This window comes from Marivita sp. S0852, from assembly GCF_046591575.1.
Taxonomy (GTDB): Bacteria; Pseudomonadota; Alphaproteobacteria; order Rhodobacterales; family Rhodobacteraceae; genus Marivita.
Genome location: NZ_JBIQWA010000013.1, coordinates 1 through 18,396, shown reverse-complemented (window position 1 = coordinate 18,396; position 18,396 = coordinate 1). Strand labels below are relative to the sequence as shown.

18 protein-coding genes are annotated in these 18,396 nt (G+C 56.5%); 13 read left to right on the top strand and 5 right to left on the bottom strand.

Annotated features, from left to right (window positions below):
- Positions 1–1,875, bottom strand: a complete 1,875-nt coding sequence (locus tag ACG74X_RS19185; RefSeq protein WP_411236940.1) for a serine/threonine protein kinase — start codon at positions 1,873–1,875, stop codon at positions 1–3.
- 765 nt (positions 1,876–2,640) lie between these two features.
- Here ACG74X_RS19185 and ACG74X_RS19180 point away from each other — a divergent pair.
- The 12 genes from ACG74X_RS19180 (at position 2,641) to ACG74X_RS19125 (ending at position 11,402) form a co-directional block, all read left to right on the top strand.
- A complete protein-coding gene (locus ACG74X_RS19180) occupies positions 2,641–3,138 on the top strand; it encodes a Crp/Fnr family transcriptional regulator (RefSeq protein ID WP_411236938.1) in 498 nt (165 codons plus the stop codon).
- A 215-nt stretch (positions 3,139–3,353) separates the two neighbouring features.
- Positions 3,354–4,655, top strand: a complete 1,302-nt coding sequence (locus tag ACG74X_RS19175) for an NAD(P)/FAD-dependent oxidoreductase (protein WP_411236936.1) — start codon at positions 3,354–3,356, stop codon at positions 4,653–4,655.
- Between the two features lie 12 nt (positions 4,656–4,667).
- A complete protein-coding gene (locus ACG74X_RS19170) occupies positions 4,668–5,030 on the top strand; it encodes a DUF5368 domain-containing protein (protein ID WP_411236935.1) in 363 nt (120 codons plus the stop codon).
- 120 nt (positions 5,031–5,150) lie between these two features.
- Entirely contained in the window at positions 5,151–6,116 is a 966-nt protein-coding gene (locus ACG74X_RS19165) for an SLAC1 anion channel family protein (protein ID WP_411236933.1), read from the top strand.
- A 24-nt stretch (positions 6,117–6,140) separates the two neighbouring features.
- Positions 6,141–6,575, top strand: coding sequence for a hypothetical protein (locus ACG74X_RS19160; protein ID WP_411236931.1), 435 nt, complete (start codon positions 6,141–6,143; stop codon positions 6,573–6,575).
- Positions 6,572–6,694, top strand: a complete 123-nt coding sequence (locus tag ACG74X_RS19155; protein WP_411236929.1) for a hypothetical protein — start codon at positions 6,572–6,574, stop codon at positions 6,692–6,694. The genes ACG74X_RS19160 and ACG74X_RS19155 overlap by 4 nt, the downstream gene beginning before the upstream one ends.
- 83 nt (positions 6,695–6,777) lie before the next feature.
- A complete protein-coding gene (locus ACG74X_RS19150) occupies positions 6,778–7,452 on the top strand; it encodes a Crp/Fnr family transcriptional regulator (protein ID WP_411236927.1) in 675 nt (224 codons plus the stop codon).
- A gap of 101 nt (positions 7,453–7,553) precedes the next feature.
- Positions 7,554–7,766, top strand: a complete 213-nt coding sequence (locus ACG74X_RS19145) for a YgaP-like transmembrane domain (protein ID WP_411236925.1) — start codon at positions 7,554–7,556, stop codon at positions 7,764–7,766.
- Positions 7,748–8,197 (top strand): YeeE/YedE family protein, encoded by a 450-nt coding sequence (locus ACG74X_RS19140; RefSeq protein ID WP_411236923.1) that lies wholly within the window; start codon positions 7,748–7,750, stop codon positions 8,195–8,197. The genes ACG74X_RS19145 and ACG74X_RS19140 overlap by 19 nt, the downstream gene beginning before the upstream one ends.
- Before the next feature lie 5 nt (positions 8,198–8,202).
- On the top strand, positions 8,203–8,640 hold the full coding sequence (locus ACG74X_RS19135) for a DUF6691 family protein (protein WP_411236921.1): 438 nt from the start codon (positions 8,203–8,205) through the stop codon (positions 8,638–8,640).
- 24 nt (positions 8,641–8,664) lie between these two features.
- A complete protein-coding gene (locus tag ACG74X_RS19130; protein WP_411236919.1) occupies positions 8,665–9,549 on the top strand; it encodes an MBL fold metallo-hydrolase in 885 nt (294 codons plus the stop codon).
- A 116-nt stretch (positions 9,550–9,665) separates the two neighbouring features.
- Positions 9,666–11,402 carry a SulP family inorganic anion transporter gene (locus ACG74X_RS19125; protein WP_411236917.1) on the top strand — a complete coding sequence of 579 codons (1,737 nt, stop codon included), beginning with the start codon at positions 9,666–9,668 and terminating at the stop codon, positions 11,400–11,402.
- Between the two features lie 36 nt (positions 11,403–11,438).
- Here ACG74X_RS19125 and ACG74X_RS19120 read toward each other — a convergent pair whose 3' ends face one another.
- Positions 11,439–12,941: a malonate--CoA ligase gene (locus ACG74X_RS19120; RefSeq protein ID WP_411236915.1), complete on the bottom strand. Its 1,503-nt coding sequence runs from the start codon at positions 12,939–12,941 to the stop codon at positions 11,439–11,441.
- Between the two features lie 168 nt (positions 12,942–13,109).
- Entirely contained in the window at positions 13,110–13,805 is a 696-nt protein-coding gene (locus ACG74X_RS19115) for a GntR family transcriptional regulator (protein WP_411236914.1), read from the bottom strand.
- Positions 13,806–13,937: 132 nt separating this feature from the next.
- On the opposite strand from ACG74X_RS19115, the gene ACG74X_RS19110 reads away from it, so the two are divergent.
- Positions 13,938–15,380, top strand: coding sequence for an NCS1 family nucleobase:cation symporter-1 (locus tag ACG74X_RS19110; protein WP_411236913.1), 1,443 nt, complete (start codon positions 13,938–13,940; stop codon positions 15,378–15,380).
- Positions 15,381–15,470: 90 nt separating this feature from the next.
- Here ACG74X_RS19110 and ACG74X_RS19105 read toward each other — a convergent pair whose 3' ends face one another.
- Positions 15,471–16,883 (bottom strand): L-serine ammonia-lyase, encoded by a 1,413-nt coding sequence (locus ACG74X_RS19105; RefSeq protein ID WP_411236912.1) that lies wholly within the window; start codon positions 16,881–16,883, stop codon positions 15,471–15,473.
- A 4-nt stretch (positions 16,884–16,887) separates the two neighbouring features.
- Complete coding sequence (glyA, locus tag ACG74X_RS19100) at positions 16,888–18,162, bottom strand: serine hydroxymethyltransferase (protein WP_411236911.1); 1,275 nt, start codon at positions 18,160–18,162, stop codon at positions 16,888–16,890.
- Positions 18,163–18,396 lie beyond the last annotated feature (234 nt).

Sequence of the window (18,396 nt, the reverse complement as noted above, 5' to 3'; positions counted from 1 at the left end):
TTATCCAGCCGCATCCGTTGCCGTCAAATTGACGTTCACGTTCCAAAGCGTGCCATTGCGACGGATCGCAAGATCAAGCTCTGAACGCGCGTTCGATATCGCGTTTGATGTCACTTCCGCCAAGGATGTGATGTCCGACAGGCGAATATTCTCGCTCATCAGTCCAATAACCTCGTCACCCACGGCAAGACCGGTAACACCGGATTGCGGAACATCGACAACCGATGTCACCCAGGCCCCGTTGGCAGGATGTACGGCAAAGCGCAAACCGTTCTCGAAACTGGTTTCATACGATACAGGGACGTCCGCCAATGTGCGCACCGTGACCTCTTCGCCTTCGACGGCCCAATCAAAGGCAACCCGGGCGGTGGCTTGATCTGTGCCGTCAAGATGCGTTTGGATCGCATTTTGCGCCGTATCGCGTCCGGTAACGGGGATGCCGCCAACCGCCTGAAGACGTGACCCAATTGGCAGGGCCAGACGCTCTGCGTCGGCCGGAAGCAACACACCCTCATCATCCAACGCAAACGGCAATTCGGCCTGTGTAGACAATGTGATCCAACCGTCAGCCCAGGTTGTTTGCACCGTGGGCGGTGTGACACTGGCCTGTTCGACAACCGGGACGGGCAGCGCAGCTACCGCTTCGATTACAGGTTGCACAGCCGCCGTTTCAACGACCGCTGCGGTCTGGTCGATTTCAGCCGCCGGTTTCGCTGCGGCGTTGATCATCGGCGTCGACGCTTCCGGGGACGGGGAAAGCGCCACAAACGCACCACCGGCAACAAGCGCACAGACCGCGACACCGGCTGCAATCCGACCAACGGACAGCCCGCTGGATTGCTTTTGCAGCTTGGATTGCTGCCTGCTTGTGACCCGCGTTTTGCGTGTAGTGCGGCGGGAATGGATCTTCGACATACGCTGCGCGCTGACAACGGCTTTCGCCCGCAACCCGGACGCCTTTGAATCCAGCGCCTCTGACCATTCGGCAGCGGTCTGGAACCGATCTTTCGGCAACACGGCCAGCGCTTTGTCGATCGCGGCACAGAAATTGCCATCGTAGCCGTCAACAACCTTGCTCAATGACACATAAGGATCAGATGCCTTGCCAACATGGGCCGTCAGGCGCACCTGGCTGTCAGGCGGAAGGCTGCCCGCAATGATGTGGTAAAAGGTGGCTGCGACAGAATACAGATCGCTGGACGGCCCCTGGGCACTGCCGGCAAGGTAGAATTCCTGCGGCGAATATCCGTCCTTTACCACGCGCAGAGCAGACAGCGCCTGGGTTGTTTTGGTGGCCTGCTCCCGCGCAGCGCCGAAATCAATCAGGATGGGTTCATGATCATCCGTCAGGATAATGTTGTCCGGCGATATATCGCGATGCAACAGACCTGCCTCGTGGACAAAACCCACCGCATCCAGCGTTTTGCGAAGAATGCGGCCGATTTCGGTCGGCATCAACGCGCGGCCGCGCTGTTCGATATAGCTGAGCAAGTCCGACCCTTTGACATAGTCAAGGATCATATATGCGGTGCCATGCTCTTCAAAAACCTGATGCACGCCAACAATGTTGGGGTGGTTCAACTTCGACAAGGCGCGCGCTTCTTTCAGGAAAAGTTTAATCACCGCCTGAAGCTCTTTGGCATGAGACTGTGACCGTGCATGCACATCCTGCCCGACGCGGCGGCACATGGTGTCCGGGAAACACTCTTTGACAACAACCTGGCGGTCCAGACTGTCGGTTGCGAGATATGTGATGCCAAAGCCACCGTGGTTAAGATACCCGGTGATCGTGTACTGCCCCGACATGAGCTCTGTACCTTTCGGCAGCTCATCAGTCGACGGGGGAGCCAAGTCTATCGTGTTGTCTTTTGTCATGGTGGAGACCTTGATAAGAATAGTTAAAAATTCTCATAAATTGGGAATATGTGCGAAATATGGCTTGATTGGGCAAAGTTTGGGATCGGGAATTGAGAATTCCCCGTCAAATGCGCGCGGATTAGTTGAAATTGGCCGGGTTTGATATTGACGACCCCTCAAAACCGGGTGCCGTTTACATATCGCGGAAATAAAGACCTCGGACGCACTCAGGTCTGCAAGATCGACAGATATCAAGGTAAATTCGATGATACAAAAGCGGCCCCGGGCCGGCGCCCATTCATCCTATAATCAAGATTATGTGTTTTAATATATGATGGGGAAAGCGCTTCGGGCTAACGGTTTGATTTAGAGATGATGCACTTGGTGATCATGTCACCGTCGGGTTTGCGAGTTTAATGGCAGAATACGGCATCATGATCGGAGACCCGTTATGCACAGCGCGCTTTGGTATATCTTGTTTGCCCTGCCCGTGGCGGGGGTGCCTGTCTTAGGTCAAACCTTGGCACGGGATTAGAGGAAATGCACACGCACTTAGGGGGGAGACATCAGCAAGCGGTCAAACCGATGCCTGTGTTGCAGCGGGCGCTTCTTGATGCGGGTGGTGTGACACGCATTGCTCAGGAAGGTGACATTGCTTTTCGGTGGCGCGGCCGTCCGCGCGCATTCGTGTTCTTGACGTCCGGGCGGCTTTCGGTGCGGTTTCGCACGTCTGAGCGCCAAATGGCCTGGGCTGAATGCAGGGCGACGGATGGGCAGGATTGTATGCCGCTCACCGCGGCCATTCTGTCGGAACGCGAGATTTCCATTCGCGCTTTGTGTACGGCTCCGTCAACCTGGATCGAATTGTCGCCGACCAGCCTGATCCTGCTGGTACATGGCCAACCGGAATTCCGCCGCGCGCTGTTCGCCGGGCATGCAAGACGCTTGCCGATCTTTTTCGCCAAGCTGTCGTCAAAAAACGTACTGGGCTTTGATCAACGCCTTGCGGATTGGCTTTTGAACCACGCGCAGGCATGTACGGTTCGGGCAACCCATGCCGAGATCGCGCAGGACTTGCTCACAGCACGGGAAGTCGTGTCGCGCAGGCTTCGGGCGTTTGCCGTCAAAGGGTGGATCGAGCAGCAACGCGGCCGCATTCTGATCACCGCCCCTGCCGCCTTGTCGCGTATTGCCAAAGGCGTTTTTTCGCTGTGCAGCGCGGTAAACAGACATCATCACGAGATTGCGCCAGCAGACCCGTTTCCAGGACCAGATCTGTAGTTCAACCAAGAGTGTCCGTTGAAGGCGTTCAAGGCGGGAAACATCATCCGGATAAGCCACACACAGCCGCACCATTTTCAAATGTCCCATTTGTTTGTGACAATGTCACCGAGTGTTCCGGTTCCTAAATGGTAAAGTTGAATAAAGAGCTTTGCATGTGGGGTGCTGATACGCGGCTCGAACACTGTCAGAGCGGGTTTTCGGAGGACAAAGACATGGACAGACGACAATTTCTATCTGCTGCTGTGATGGGAGGGGCTGCTGCCACCTTGGTCTCTGAAAAAGCGTCTGCACAAGCCAGCCCGTTTCAGACCAATGCCCGGATCGTCATCATTGGTGCCGGGGCTGCGGGAACCAGCCTTGCCAATCGCCTGACGGATCGACTTGACGGCGCACAGATCACCTTGATTGATCCGCGCACCGACCATCTTTATCAACCCGGCCTGTCGCTTGTTGCGGCTGGGCTAAAGCCATCGGGCTATGTGGTGTCTGACACCGGAGAATGGTTGCCCAGGGATGTGACCTGGCTGCGTGACCGTGTTGCGGCGGTTGATCCCGAAGCCAAGACCGTTTCGACCGAAGGCGGCGAAACCTTGGGCTACGATTGGCTTGTCGTGGCACCCGGGCTGGTCCTTGATCATGATGCTATCGAGGGGTTCAGCCTTGATATGGTTGGTGAAAACGGGATCGGTGCGCTTTATGCCGGGCCCGAGTATGCAGCCCGTACCTGGCAAGCGGCCAGTCGGTTTACGCAAGAGGGTGGAACAGGTCTGTTCACCCGCCCCGCCACCGAGATGAAATGCGCGGGTGCGCCGTTAAAGCATACATTCCTGATCGACGACATCGCGCGGCGGGCGGGCAATGCAAGTCGGGTCAACATGGTTTACGCAGCCCCACAATCATCGCTGTTCGGGGTTCCGATTGTGGCGGAAAAGGTGCGCATGCTGTTTGAGGATCGCGGCGTTGACACGATGATGAACCGAACGCTGACCTCTATCGACGCAACCGCCAAGCGTGCAACCTTTGCGACGGACACGGGCTCCGAAGAGATCGAGTATGATTATCTTCACGTGATCCCCCCCCAGCGCGCGCCGGACTTTGTTGTCCAGTCAGGGCTGGCATGGGCTGACAAATGGACAGATCAGGGCTGGGTTGAGGCCGATATGAAGACCCTGCGTCATCTGCGATATCCCGAGATTTTCGCCCTGGGTGATGTCGCGGGTGTCCCGAAAGGCAAAACGGCGGCCTCGGTCAAGTGGCAGGTGCCGGTTGTCGAGGATCACCTTGTTGCCGCGATTCAGGGCGGCGAGGGCACTGAGGCTTATGATGGCTATACCTCTTGTCCAATGATCACGCGGATCGGCCGCGCGATGCTGGTCGAATTCGACTACCACGACAATCTGGTCCCGTCCTTCCCCGGCCTTATCGCGCCGCTTGAAGAGTTATGGATCAGTTGGCTGATGAAAGAGGTGGCGTTGAAAGCAACCTACAATGCCATGCTGCGTGGGCGCGCATAAGGAGGAACAGACATGGAAGACCTTACTTTTGGAACGATGATCGCAGTTTTCGAAGAAATATTCGGTCAGGGCCTGTTCTGGACCATGCTGGGTGCCGCAGTGCTGGTGACGGTTGGATACGTCTATGTCCTTGTCCGGGACCGAGAGGTCAGCTGGAAAAAGTTTCTCTTTGCTCAGCTGTCCATGCCGGTGGGCGCGGTGCTTGCCGTTTGGTTCGTCATGGTCATGACCGACTCACATCTTGCGGATCTGGGTGGCCCGGTGGATTACATCGTCTTTCTTGGCATTGCGGTGATGGGTGCGATTGGCATGGCAATCCTTGTCTACACCTTGGAATCTCTGCTGTTCAAACGGCGCAGCGAAGGCGTTTCCTAACCCAAGACGACCGCATCACACAGGTCATGCAGACATGAATTGTTGCGCACCGTTTGGTGCGCACGGCCTCTTGAAACGGGCGTTGGCAGAAAGGCAGCAGGAATGGCTTCGGCACATGACATGACAAAAGACGCAGCGGGCACCGAAACACTCGGTCGGCTTGCGCATTTCCCGATCACGATTTTCGGCATCACGATGGGCCTGTTCGGGCTGGCGCTGGCGCTTCGTGCTGGGGGGTTTGGCGCCGCATCGATGAGTGTGATGTGGATCAGTGCTGCGGTGTTTCTGGCGTTGATCACGCTTTACGGTGTCAAGGCCATCCGTTTTCCGGCGCATGTCGCTGGCGAGTGGAGTCATCCTGTCAAACTGTCGTTTTTTCCGGCTGCAAACATTTCAATTCTGTTGCTGTCAATTCTTCTGCAAGGGCAGGTGCCCGCGATCTCTGCGGCGCTTTGGATGCTTGGTGCCGGTGTTCAGGCCGTTCTGACCCTTGTCATCGTGACCGCGTGGATTTCGCACAGAGCGTTTACACCCGAGATGATGTCACCAGCCTGGTTCATCCCGGCTGTTGCGAATGCGATTGTGCCGTTGGGCGGTATGCATCTCGGCTTCATTGGCATCAGTTGGTATTTCTTTTCAATCGCGGTTCTGTTCTGGAGCATTCTGCTGACGCTGGTGTTCAACCGATTGATCTTTCACGACCCCCTGCCCGGCAAACTGCGCCCGACCCTTGTGATCCTCATCGCGCCGCCCTCCATCGCCTTTCTGGCCTGGATCGAACTGACCGGCGGTACGATTGATGCAATGGCGCATGTGCTTTTGAATCTTGGCCTGTTTTTCGCAGCCCTCGTCGCCATCCAGGTTCCGGCTTTGGTGCGATTGCCGTTTGCCCTGTCGTTTTGGGCCCTGTCATTTCCACTTGCCGCACTTACGACCGCGCTGTTTCGCTTTGCGGCTCTGAGCGGCGTTGAAGGCTACCACATGGCCGCGAACGGCCTTCTGGTTCTTCTTTGTCTCATCATTCTCGTCCTTGGCATACGCACTGTGCGGGCCGCCATGGCCGGGGATATTTGCCAACCCGACTAAACTCAATATCGAAGGATATCTCTCATGAAAAAGCTACTTCTCACTGCTGTGTTGGCAGCGACTGCGGCAAGTTCAGCCTTTGCGGATAACATGCCCAAACTGGTCACTGTCGTGACATCGCCAGACGCGCAGACACAGCTTATGTCGATGGTCCTGACCATGCAGGCGGCCAGCCAAGGTGCAGACACGCATATCATGCTGTGCGGTCCTGCGGGAGATCTGGCCTTGCGTGACGCGCCAGAGACGGCCACCGCCGCTCAACCGCCCAAAGACTTGAGCCCACAAGGGTTGATGCAAACCATTCGCGAAAAAACCGGGGCCACGGTTGAGGTCTGCGCGATCTATTTGCCCGGTCGTGGCGAAGACGCGTCGGTCTTGCTGGACGGCATCGGTGTGGCGGACCCGGCTGAAATGGCTGCCCGGCTTATGGATGACGACACCCGCGTCCTGAACTATTGATAACGCGCCACGCCGATCCGGTCATTTGGGTCGGCGTCGCACAAACAGCCGTGGCGGAAACCCGCATGGCGCAACAGGTCGATATGCGCGACTGGTATTTCCCGAACATTGCGAACTAAAAAACACATGTCAGCCACATGCGTGTTTCTTCATCTGAAAACGCGCACACCTGGCTGAAATGTGGAGCTTGGGGCCGTGCCATATGACCGACACATGGATTGATACGTTCAAGGGTCTTCGTCGCTTGCCAGACGATATCCGAACAGACTTGGAAACAGGAAGCCAGATCGTCACCGTTCCTCCGGGCACTCAGATTTTTGCACCCGGTCAAACGGCAGACAATCTTTGGTTGCTGTTGGAAGGCACTGTCAAGGTACAGCAGAAATCAGAAACAGGTCGGGACGTGTTTCTGTACCGTGTTCACGGGGGTGAAAGTTGTGTTCTGACAACCGCCTGTATGCTGGCCTTCGAAGATTACGCAGCCGAAGGCACATCCGAGACCGAAGTAAAGGCGGTGGCCATTCCGCGAAAGACGTTTGACGATCTGGTCGCGAAATCCCCGGTGTTTCGGGAATTTGTCTTCACCGCCTATTCGCGCAGGATCACCGATCTTTTTACGCTTATCGACGATATCGTGTTTCAACGTATGGATGTCAGGCTGGCATCGCGGTTGCTGGAACTGGTGGATGACAAGAACGTGGTTCACGCCACACACGCGATTCTTGGAACCGAGCTGGGCACCGCCCGCGAAGTGATCTCGCGGACCCTCGCGGAATTTCAGCGCCGAGGCTGGATCGAGCAATCCCGCGGAGAGGTCCACCTTGTGGATGTTGACGGGCTGGAACGGTTGGTAAGATCCTCTGGCGCGCAGTCCTGACGCAATTTGTTTATTCTAGAGTCAGGTTTGGTGACTTGGTCACCAAACTCCTGCTGCGGATCGTGCAATGGTCTCCTGATTGATTCTTGATGGAGAAAGACATGACCACCAATATGGGAAAAGCAGACCGCATCGCACGTCTGGCCGTCGCCGCTGCTTTGCTGGTTTTGGCGTTTGGCACGTCGGTTCTGGCCAGCGGCCTTTTGTTCTGGCTTGCACTGGCGGTTGCGGCTGTGTTTGCGGTGACCGCGCTTGTCGGCAATTGTCCGCTTTACGCGCTTGTGGGACTTAAAACATGCCGGGATTGCCAATGATCGAGACAGCGTTCACACCCTGGATGTCGCTTGGTGGCGGTGTGCTGATTGGCCTTGCCTCGACGCTGCTCATGCTGCTTCTGGGCCGCGTGATGGGGGCCACTGGCATTCTTGCCGGGTTGTTTCAGCCGTCCTCCAAACAGGATTTTGCATGGCGCGCAGCGCTTTTGGCCGGCATGATCACCGGGCCTTTGGTTGTTTGGCTTCTGTCGGGTCAGATGCCCGCAATCCAGGTGCCAATCTCCACCCTGACCCTGATTGTCGGGGGGGTGATCGTCGGGGTCGGCGTGACCTTTGGTGCGGGCTGCACATCTGGTCACGGTGTTTGTGGCATGGCGCGTCTGAGCCCCAGATCCATTGTGGCAACAGTGACGTTCATGCTGTTCACCTTTGTCACCGTTTTCATTATCCGCCATGTGATCGGAGCCTGAGGCATATGAAACTGATCGTAACCTATCTGATTGGCGTCATTTTTGGCGTCGGCATCGCCATCTCGGGCATGGCAAATCCGGCCAAGGTTCTTAACTTTTTTGACGTCTTTGGCACGTGGGACCCGTCGCTGATCTTTGTGATGGGCGGTGCTTTGGTCACAACTTTCATCGGCTACAAGCTGGTGTTCGGGCGCAAGGCCCCAGTGTTTGAGGACAGCTTCAACATTCCCGGTGCGCGTGTGATTGACGCAAAACTTGTCGGGGGATCTGCGGTCTTTGGCATTGGCTGGGGCATATCTGGGTTTTGCCCCGGAGGTGCGCTGCCCGCTCTTGGCACCGGACGATGGGAGGTGTTCGCCTTTACCGCCGCCATGATTGCCGGGATCTTTTTGGCCAAATTCTTTCAAGCCACCGCCGCGCGCCGCGCATCGGCCGCGACCTGACGCAGATACAAGGAGACACGCAAGATGACTGCTTATCCTGTCAATATGGACATCAAACCGGACGTTCAGGCCTTTTTCGATGAGACCACCAATACCATCAGCTATATCGTCAAAGACCCAAATTCGAACGCCTGTGCGATCATTGATAGCGTGATGGACATCGATTACGCCGCCGGGCGGATCACCTTTGACCATGCCGATACCCTTATCCGCGAGGTTGAATCGCGAGGGCTCAAGCTGGAATGGATCATTGAAACACATGTTCATGCAGACCATCTGAGCGCCGCGCCGTATATTCAGGAACGGCTTGGCGGCAAAATCGGTGTCGGATCCAAGATCACCGTGGTGCAGGACGTTTTCGGCAAGGTCTTTAACGAAGGCACGGAATTCCAGCGCGACGGCAGCCAGTTTGATGCGCTGTTCGAGGATGGCGACACTTACATGGTGGGCAACATGCAGGCATTCGCGATGTATACGCCAGGTCACACCCCGGCTTGCATGGTGCACGTCATGGGGAATGCGGCTTTCGTTGGTGACACGTTGTTCATGCCTGACGGTGGATCAGCCCGCTGTGATTTTCCCGGCGGAAGTGCCGAAGAGCTGTATGAGTCCATCCAGAAAGTGCTGGCTCTGCCCGACGACATGCGGCTTTTCATGTGCCATGATTACGGCCCGAATGGCCGCGATATTCAGTGGGAAACCACGGTAGGAGACGAGAAAGCGCACAATATCCATGTGGGTGGCGGCAAGACCAAAGAGGAATTTGTAAAGTTCCGTACCGAGCGAGACGCCCAGCTGGATATGCCAAAGCTGATCATTCCATCGCTTCAGGTAAATATGCGCGCCGGTGAAGTGCCGACCGACGCAGATGGCAATCCAATGCTCAAAGTGCCGGTCAACGGGCTTTGATCGGCATCAAACGCCCGGCCTCAATCACCAAAGCGCGACACGGCATGCGGAGATATATCCGCGTGCTGCCGCTTTGACGAAATCAGGCCAGCATGGCCAGTTATCCGGACCATAGAATGATCAACCGACTCCGCCGCTATATTCCGGTTCTTGACTGGGGGCGCACCTATGATCGCAGGGCTTTTTCGAATGACATGATCGCAGCGGTGATTGTGACGATTATGTTAATCCCGCAATCATTGGCGTATGCGCTGCTGGCGGGTCTGCCGCCCGAAGCCGGTATATACGCCTCAATTGCGCCGATTATCCTGTATGCGATATTCGGAACAAGCCGCGCATTGGCCGTCGGACCTGTGGCTGTTGTCTCTCTTTTGACAGCGTCGGCCATTGGCCAGATCGCAGAACAAGGCACCGCAGGCTATGCGGTTGCGGCGCTGACGCTTGCCTTTCTCTCGGGCGGATTTCTTGTGCTTATGGGGGTGTTCCGGCTTGGGTTCTTGGCCAACTTCCTAAGCCATCCGGTGATTGCCGGCTTCATCACCGCGTCGGGTCTTTTGATCGCGACAAGTCAGCTCAAGCATATTCTGGGGGTCACGGCCCAGGGGCATACCTTGCCGGAGATGGTCTTTTCGATTGTCAGGCATCTGTCCGAGACGAACTGGATCACCCTTGTCATCGGGGTAACGTCCACCGGGTTCCTATTTTGGGTTCGCAAGAACCTGAGACCAACGCTGAAAACGCTGGGCACACCTGCATTGCTTGCCGATATCCTGACCAAAGCGGGGCCGGTTGCGGCTGTTGTTGCAACAACTGTTGCAGTTTGGCTGTTTGGTCTGGCCGATGGCGGGGTCAAGATTGTCGGCGAGGTTCCCCAAAGCCTGCCGCCGCTGACGATGCCGGGCCTGTCGCCCGATCTGATCAGCGCTCTTTTGATGCCGGCCATCCTGATTTCGATCATCGGTTTTGTTGAATCGGTGTCGGTTGCACAAACGCTTGCGGCCAAGAAACGCCAGCGGATCAATCCAGATCAGGAATTGATCGGCCTGGGTGCGGCAAATCTGGGTGCCGCCTTTACCGGCGGGTATCCCGTCACGGGCGGCTTTGCGCGGTCGGTCGTGAACTTTGACGCAGGCGCCGAGACACCGGCGGCCGGGGCCTACACTGCAATTGGCCTGGCGATCGCAGCTGTCGCCTTGACGCCGCTAGTTTATTATTTGCCGAACGCGACGCTTGCAGCCACCATTATCGTGGCCGTCCTCAGCCTTGTTGATCTGTCAATCCTGCGGAAAACCTGGGGCTATTCCCGGGCCGATTTCAGCGCGGTTGCCGCCACGATTGTGTTGACGCTTGGTCTTGGTGTCGAGGTGGGGGTTGCGGCGGGTGTGGCGCTTTCGGTAATGCTGCATCTTTACAAAACATCGCGCCCTCATGTGGCCGAAGTTGGCCTTGTTCCGGGAAGTCAGCACTTTCGCAACATCCACCGTCATGAGGTGGAAACGGACCCGTCCCTTGTGACCTTGCGTGTCGATGAAAGCCTTTATTTCGTGAATGCGCGCTTTCTTGAGGATTTGGTCCAGAAACGCGTGACCGATGGCTGCGACGTGCGCAATGTGGTGCTGATGTGTTCGGCGGTGAACGCTGTCGACTATTCGGCGCTTGAAAGCCTTGAGGCCATCAACCAGCGCCTCAAAGACATGGATATCGGCCTGCATTTGTCCGAGGTGAAAGGTCCGGTTATGGACAGGCTCAAAAGATCGCATTTCATCGAAGAGATGAACGGCCGCGTGTTCCTGTCTCAATACGACGCCTGGCGCGCCTTGGCACCATGCCCGTCATCGAAGCTGTCTGAATAATATCACCCACGCACGACGCACGCGCGCGGTTTTGCGTCAGCTGGCATATTCCGTGCGCAGCACGTTCTTTTGCACCTTTCCCATCGTGTTCCGCGGCAGGGCGTCGCGCAGGATGTAACGCCGGGGGTGTTTGAACCGCGCGAGTTTGGGTTCAATGACGTTCGCGATAGCGTCCTCGGTCACGGATGCACCCGGATCGGGTATGACAACTGCCAGAACGCTTTCGCCAAAGTCAGGATGCGGCACACCGAAAACCGCGCTTTCCAGTACGCCATCTATATCATTGATCGCGTCTTCGATTTCTTTTGGGTAAATGTTGTACCCGCCGGAAATGATTAGATCTTTCTGACGTCCGACAATGCTGATCCTGCCATCTTCTGCCGCAATGCCCAAATCCCCGGTGATGAAAAATCCGCTGGACCGAAGCTCGGCTGCGGTTTTTTCCGGCATGTTCCAATAGCCTTGAAACACGTTGTCGCCCCGCACTTCGATCATACCAATATGTCCCGGTGAAACCGGGGCCCCGGTTTCAGGATCGGTGATCATCACTTCGGTGCCCGGTAACGGATACCCCACAGTTCCGGCAATCCGGTCCCCGTCATAGGGATTGGACGTGATCATGTTGGTTTCGGTCATGCCATACCGTTCAAGAATGTGATGCCCGGTGCGGTCGGCAAAAGCGGTATGTGTTTCCGCCAAAAGCGGCGCAGAGCCGGACACAAAAAGGCGCATGTTCGCGCAACGCTCTTGGGTGACGCGGGGATCGTCCAGCAAACGGGTATAAAAGGTCGGCACCCCCATCAACAAAGTTGATTTCGGCAATTCAGCGATGATGTCATCGGTATCAAACGCCGCCATGAATCGCACCCGCGCCCCCGCCAGAAGGCTGGTGTTCAGCGCCACGAAAAGCCCATGCGAGTGAAAGATCGGCAAGGCATGGATCAAACGGTCTTGATCGGTGATCTGCCATAATTCGGTCAAACTGTGCGCATTCGACAATAGGTTCTTGTGCGAAAGCATCGCGCCCTTGGAACGCCCGGTTGTGCCGGATGTATACAGCAACGCGGCCAGATCATCCTGTCCTCTGGGCACGGTATCAAAATGATCCGGGGCAGCATCGGCGGCCGCGATCAAGCTGCCTGTCCCATCCGACCCAAGCGTCAGCACAGAGGCACCGACCGGGGCACAGATATTTGACAGGACCGCTTCGTCCTTTGGGTCACACACCACGACACGCGGGCTGGCATCGGTGATGAAATAGGACAGCTCGGCCTGCGTATAAGCGGTGTTTACGGGCAAATAAACGGCACCCGCCTGCACGGCTGCCGCATAAAGCGCGATGGTATCGGACCGCTTTGGCACCTGCACAAACACGCGATCACCGGGGCCGACACCTGCATTGACAAGAACATGAGCAAGCTGGGCAACCCGACGCACAAATTCCGCATAAGGTATCGTGCTGCCATCATCACATTCCAGAAAGGAACGGTCAGAAAACGCATGCGGGGCGATCAACGCGTCATACAGGATGTTGGTCACGGTATAGAATCCTTGGTCTTGTGTGCATTGGCGTTATACCCTCAATGCGGATACACTGAACCCCGTGTTTGATGCGGGCATATCCCCTGTCACCGGCCCGGAGTTTTTTCAAAACCGGCTGTAATTGCACAGGAATCCAGGCCTAAAGCGGCACGTGGGTGGCACGCATCACGCGGGTACGCCCCACCATCTCAGGGTTTGGTCATAATGATACCGGATCGCCAATTCGGTCGCGTCCACATCACAGCGTCCCAGCGCGTCAATGATCGCCAGATGTTCTTGCATTGCAGAGGCGATGCGGTCTTTCAGAAACGGGCGTATATTCTGAATGATGGCGATGCGCACACGGTTGACGTCATAAGCTGCGGAAAGCTGCGCATTCTCAAGCCCATCCGCCAGAAAATCATGCAATGACAGATCCGTTTCAATCGCCCGAGGCGGAAGATCGCCGGCACCTTCGGTGTTCGCCTCTTGCCACAAGTGATCATGTCGGTCCCGAAGCCGGTCCAGCCCATCAAGTGACCGCGCCGCAATCCGCCGCCGCGCGCCTTCCTGATCAAGCAACATGCGGAAATCCAGGCTTTCGCGAATGGCGACGAAATTGACATCCATCACCTGAATCCCGCGTTTGGGCAATGTTGTCACAAGACCCAGTGCGCTGGCCTGTTTGACGGCGTCACGGGTCGCTGCAATCGGGCATCCAAGAATGTCGACAAGTTGAGACATTGAAAGAAATTGACCGCCGCGCAACGTACCCTGTCGCAATGCCGCCCAAAGCGCGTGCTGCGCCTTTTCTTCAAGAAGCGGTGCGGGCTGTGACGGGGTTTTGCTAACAGGGTCTTCGGTATTTTCAAATATATCCATAAACTGTCTGCTGAATTTTGCGATAGTGTTGTAATTAACATATTTAGTAAAATGTTAGTTGCAAGATCAGTTTTCAATGATCCTCAAAAACAGTGAGATGCCACGCAGGATGCCTGGCAGAGGGAGGGACACATGACTTCAATAGACACCACGCCCGTCATTCATGGCGGGACAATGGACGCCGATGGCAACACGCTGAACCCCGCTGGGGCAGATGAAAAAACCTGGGGGTGGTTCGCAATTTTTAACATCTGGGCCAATGACGTCCAATCGCTCTTTGGCTACACGCTGGTTGCGTCGTTGTTCATCTCCTTTGGCGTTGGGGGCTGGACGGCGTTCGCCGCGCTCATCACCGCCGGATTGTTTGTCATGTGGATGGTGAACCTGTCCGGGGCTGCGGGCGAAAAATACGGCATTCCCTATCCGGTTTTCGCGCGCGCCAGCCTTGGAACGCAGGGGGCGAAACTGCCTGCAATTCTTCGCGCAACTGTTGCCGTGTTCTGGTACGGCGTTCAGGTTTATTTTGCCTCAACCGCGATTGCACTGTTGATCCGCTCGATCACCGGGGCAAGCGGCGGTGCAGAATTTCTGGGCCTGACCGGCATTGACTGGTTTTCCTTTTTGCTGGTCTGGATCTTTCACATCGTCATCTTCTGGCGCGGTATGACCTGGGTCGAGACCTTTTTGAACATTGCAGGCCCGTTCGTTTACGTCGTGATGATTGGCCTTGTGATTGTCCTGTGGCAACGCTCTGACGGTCAGCTTTTGTCAGCGACCGCCACCATTTTCGCCAATCCCGAAGGCACGTTCTGGACCGAAGTGAAGGGCTTTGTCGCCATTGTCGGCACGATGGTCGCGTATTTTGCCGCCGTGATGATCAATTTCAGTGATTTTTCACGCTACGCCAAAGACAAGAAGACAATGGTTTTGGGCAATCTGGCCGGCCTGCCTTTCAATATGATCCTGTTCTCGGCGCTTGCGCTTCTGACAACCGGCGGTGCAGCCGTTGTTTTTGGGGAAGAGATCATCAATCCAACCGAGATTGTAGAGCGCACAGACAGCGTTTTGCTAGGTATCATCGCCGCCATCACGTTCTTTGCTGCAACCGTTGGCATCAACCTTGTTGCCAACTTCATTCCGGCGGTGAACGGCATTGCGAACATCTCACCCGAAAAGATCAGCTTTCGGACCGCAGGTCTGATCACCTCCCTTTTTGCTCTGGTTATTGGTGCCTTGTGGGTCAGCTTTATCAGCGAAGTCGGCATAAGCGGCTTTGTGAATACGCTGGGTGCGGTGCTCGCGCCGATCTTTGGCATCATGATTGTCGACTATTATGTCCACCGTAAAGAGCAGCTGAGCGAGGCGGATCTTTATAATATGGACGGCGGTCTCTATCACTACAGCAATGGCTGGAACAATGCAGCGGTCAAAGCATTCGGCATCGCGGCAATTTTCTCGGTTGCGACGGTGTGGGTGCCATGGTTCTCGGTTTTGTCTGGCTTTAACTGGGTGATTGGCGCGATTTTGGGTGCCGTAATCTACCACGTCTTGGCAGGCGACCGCACAACCGCCTGACACAGATAGTTCAATTGCAAAGGGCCAGAGACGTAGATGTCTCTGGCCCTTTGTCGTTCAGCATCGCAATGCCGTATGGTCAGTCGGGGATCAGCATTCCGGCAAATTAACCGCAAGACCCCCAAGGCTGGTTTCCTTGTATTTGGTCAACATGTCATGCCCGGTCTGGCGCATCGTTTCGATACAATTGTCCAAAGGCATGAAATGCGTTCCATCCCCGCGCAGCGCCAGACTTGCCGCACTGACCGCCTTGATCGCGCCAAGCCCGTTGCGTTCGATGCACGGCACCTGAACAAGCCCTGCCGCCGGGTCACAGGTCATGCCAAGATGATGCTCCAACGCAATTTCCGCCGCGTTTTCGATCTGTTCATTAGTGCCGCCCATAGCGGCGCACAACCCTGCCGCGGCCATCGACGAGGCTGAACCCACCTCGCCCTGACATCCCATTTCAGCCCCTGAAATAGAGGCGTTGTGTTTGATCAGCCCGCCAATGGCCGACGCCGTCAGCATCAGGGTCCGCACGCCCTCATGGCTCGCACCCAGACAATGGTCGCGGTAATACCGGATAACGGCAGGCACAACGCCCGCAGCCCCGTTGGTGGGCGATGTCACCACACGCCCTCCGGCTGCGTTTTCTTCGTTCACCGCCATTGCGTAAACGGACAGCCAATCATTGGCGACATGAGGCTGACTTTGGTTCAGACCCCGCTCTGCCAAAAGCTGTTCATAGATCGCCTTGGCGCGCCGTTTGACCGACAACCCACCGGGCAAGATCCCCTCCATCCGCAGGCCCCGGTCAATACAGGCATCCATCACTTCGCAAACATGATCAAGACGCTTGTTCAAACCACCGCCGGAATGGGCTTCCTCATTGGCGCGCTTCATCTCGGCAATGCTCAGGCCCGATATGCGCCCCATCTCAAGCATTTCCGCCGCAGACCCAAAGGGATAGGGATACCCCATTGCCGCTTTCTCGTCGTGCAGGTCGTTCGACGCATGCGCCTTTTCCGCGTCAAGCTCGGCTTCGGTCACCACAAACCCGCCGCCCACCGAATAATAGGTCTGGGTCATATAGGGATTGCCACGCTCATCAAACGCGCGCAACACAAGACCGTTGGCATGGCCGGGCAAAGGCGGGCCATAGTCGAAAACCAGATCGGTATCCGGGTCAAATTCAAGCGTGCCCAGCCCCGGGGGGCTGATACGCTTGGTTTGCCGCACTTCGGCTTCCAACTGCTCGGCCGCGTCGGGGTCAAGCGTGTCAGGCAGATACCCGATCAGGCCCAGAACCACAGCACGGTCCGTGGCATGCCCCTTGCCAGTGAACGCAAGAGAGCCGTGCAAAGATGCCCCGAGGCGGGTAAGCGTACCCGACCCGGGGATTTTCTCGGCACCGCCACGCAGATCGTCAAGGAACCGCGCGGCTGCCGTCATTGGCCCCATCGTGTGCGACGAGGATGGGCCAACGCCAATCTTGAAAATATCGAACACCGACAGGAACATAGGATTACACGCCTTCTGCGTAGATTGGGTGTGCGGCACAAAGCGCCTTCACCTCTTCCAGCACGGCCGCTTCAACAGTGGCATCACCCTCGGGATTATCCGCAAGCGCGTCAATCACCCGTAGCACAAGTTCACCAACTTTACGGAACTCTGCTTCACCAAATCCGCGCGTTGTACCCGCCGAGGTGCCAAGCCGTACACCAGAGGTGACAAATGGCTTTTCCGGGTCAAACGGAATGGCGTTCTTGTTGCAGGTCAGCCCGGCCCGTTCAAGCGCGATTTCCGCCGCTTTGCCTGTCACACCTTTGGGGCGCAGATCGACCAGAACCATGTGGCAATCAGTGCCGCCGGACACGACGCCCAAACCGCCCTCGACCAGAACCTCGGACAACGCGCGCGCATTGGCGATCACGTCTTTGGCGTATTGCTTGAACGACGGATCAAGCGCTTCACCGAACGCCACGGCCTTGGCCGCGATGACGTGCATCAACGGGCCACCCTGGTTGCCGGGGAACACGGCCGAGTTAAACTTCTTGGCGAGCGCTTCGTCATTGGTCAAGATAATCCCACCGCGCGGCCCGCGCAGTGTTTTATGCGTTGTGGACGTGACGACATGCGCGTGCGGCACCGGATCAGGGTATTCACCCGCCGCAATCAAGCCCGCGTAATGCGCCATGTCCACCATCAGGTATGCGCCCACTTCGTCGGCAATCGCGCGGAACGCGGCGAAATCCATGTGACGCGGATAGGCAGAGGCACCAGCAACGATAAGCTTTGGTTTTGTCTCAAGTGCCACCTTGCGCACGTTGTCCATGTCGATCAGCAGATCATCCTCGGACACCTCATAGCTGACCACGTCGAACCACTTGCCCGACATCGTCACGGGCGAGCCGTGTGTGAGGTGGCCCCCATGCGCCAGATCCAGACCCATGATCCGATCACCGGGCTTGAGCAGCGCAAGAAACACCGCCTGATTGGCTTGCGCGCCGGAATGCGGCTGGACATTCGCAAAACCTGCACCAAACAGCTCTTTCAGACGATCAATGGCAATTTCTTCCACGGTATCAACGTGTTCGCAGCCACCATAGTAACGACGCCCCGGATACCCTTCGGCGTATTTGTTGGTCAGAACAGAACCTTGCGCGCGCATCACATCTGCGCTGACGATATTCTCGGATGCGATGAGTTCAATCTGGGTCTGCTGGCGGTCAAGCTCGTGACTGACAGCATCGGCGATGGCCGTGTCAGAGATACGGGACGTGTTCAGTGTCTTAAGCATGGAATAGGTCCTTTCAGACGTAAAAGTGGGACCGCGCCCTGATCACAGGAGGCGGCACAACATAAGCGTTCGGGAAGGTTACAGACCGATGGTCAATTCCCTCGCCGCGATGTTCAGGATGCCGTGGACATGCGGGAGGTATGATCGCCAGACTTCGATGCGGAATGTGTCTTCGGCGTCTCGGATGAGGGTGATCTGTGCGTAGTCGAAGACTGTCCGCTTGGCGCTGCCTGC

Bases quoted from the DNA above. Each gene is read 5' to 3' on its own strand.
- ACG74X_RS19110 (WP_411236913.1), top strand. From the start codon at position 13,938: ATGACTTCAATAGACACCACGCCCGTCATTCATGGCGGGACAATGGAC.
- ACG74X_RS19165 (WP_411236933.1), top strand. From the start codon at position 5,151: ATGACAAAAGACGCAGCGGGCACCGAAACACTCGGTCGGCTTGCGCAT.
- ACG74X_RS19180 (WP_411236938.1), top strand. From the start codon at position 2,641: ATGCCGCTCACCGCGGCCATTCTGTCGGAACGCGAGATTTCCATTCGC.
- ACG74X_RS19140 (WP_411236923.1), top strand. From the start codon at position 7,748: ATGCCGGGATTGCCAATGATCGAGACAGCGTTCACACCCTGGATGTCG.
- ACG74X_RS19170 (WP_411236935.1), top strand. From the start codon at position 4,668: ATGGAAGACCTTACTTTTGGAACGATGATCGCAGTTTTCGAAGAAATA.
- ACG74X_RS19125 (WP_411236917.1), top strand. From the start codon at position 9,666: ATGATCAACCGACTCCGCCGCTATATTCCGGTTCTTGACTGGGGGCGC.
- ACG74X_RS19160 (WP_411236931.1), top strand. From the start codon at position 6,141: ATGAAAAAGCTACTTCTCACTGCTGTGTTGGCAGCGACTGCGGCAAGT.
- ACG74X_RS19150 (WP_411236927.1), top strand. From the start codon at position 6,778: ATGACCGACACATGGATTGATACGTTCAAGGGTCTTCGTCGCTTGCCA.
- ACG74X_RS19185 (WP_411236940.1), bottom strand. From the start codon at position 1,875: ATGACAAAAGACAACACGATAGACTTGGCTCCCCCGTCGACTGATGAG.
- ACG74X_RS19175 (WP_411236936.1), top strand. From the start codon at position 3,354: ATGGACAGACGACAATTTCTATCTGCTGCTGTGATGGGAGGGGCTGCT.
- ACG74X_RS19145 (WP_411236925.1), top strand. From the start codon at position 7,554: ATGACCACCAATATGGGAAAAGCAGACCGCATCGCACGTCTGGCCGTC.
- ACG74X_RS19115 (WP_411236914.1), bottom strand. From the start codon at position 13,805: ATGGATATATTTGAAAATACCGAAGACCCTGTTAGCAAAACCCCGTCA.
- ACG74X_RS19135 (WP_411236921.1), top strand. From the start codon at position 8,203: ATGAAACTGATCGTAACCTATCTGATTGGCGTCATTTTTGGCGTCGGC.
- glyA (WP_411236911.1), bottom strand. From the start codon at position 18,162: ATGCTTAAGACACTGAACACGTCCCGTATCTCTGACACGGCCATCGCC.
- ACG74X_RS19130 (WP_411236919.1), top strand. From the start codon at position 8,665: ATGACTGCTTATCCTGTCAATATGGACATCAAACCGGACGTTCAGGCC.
- ACG74X_RS19105 (WP_411236912.1), bottom strand. From the start codon at position 16,883: ATGTTCCTGTCGGTGTTCGATATTTTCAAGATTGGCGTTGGCCCATCC.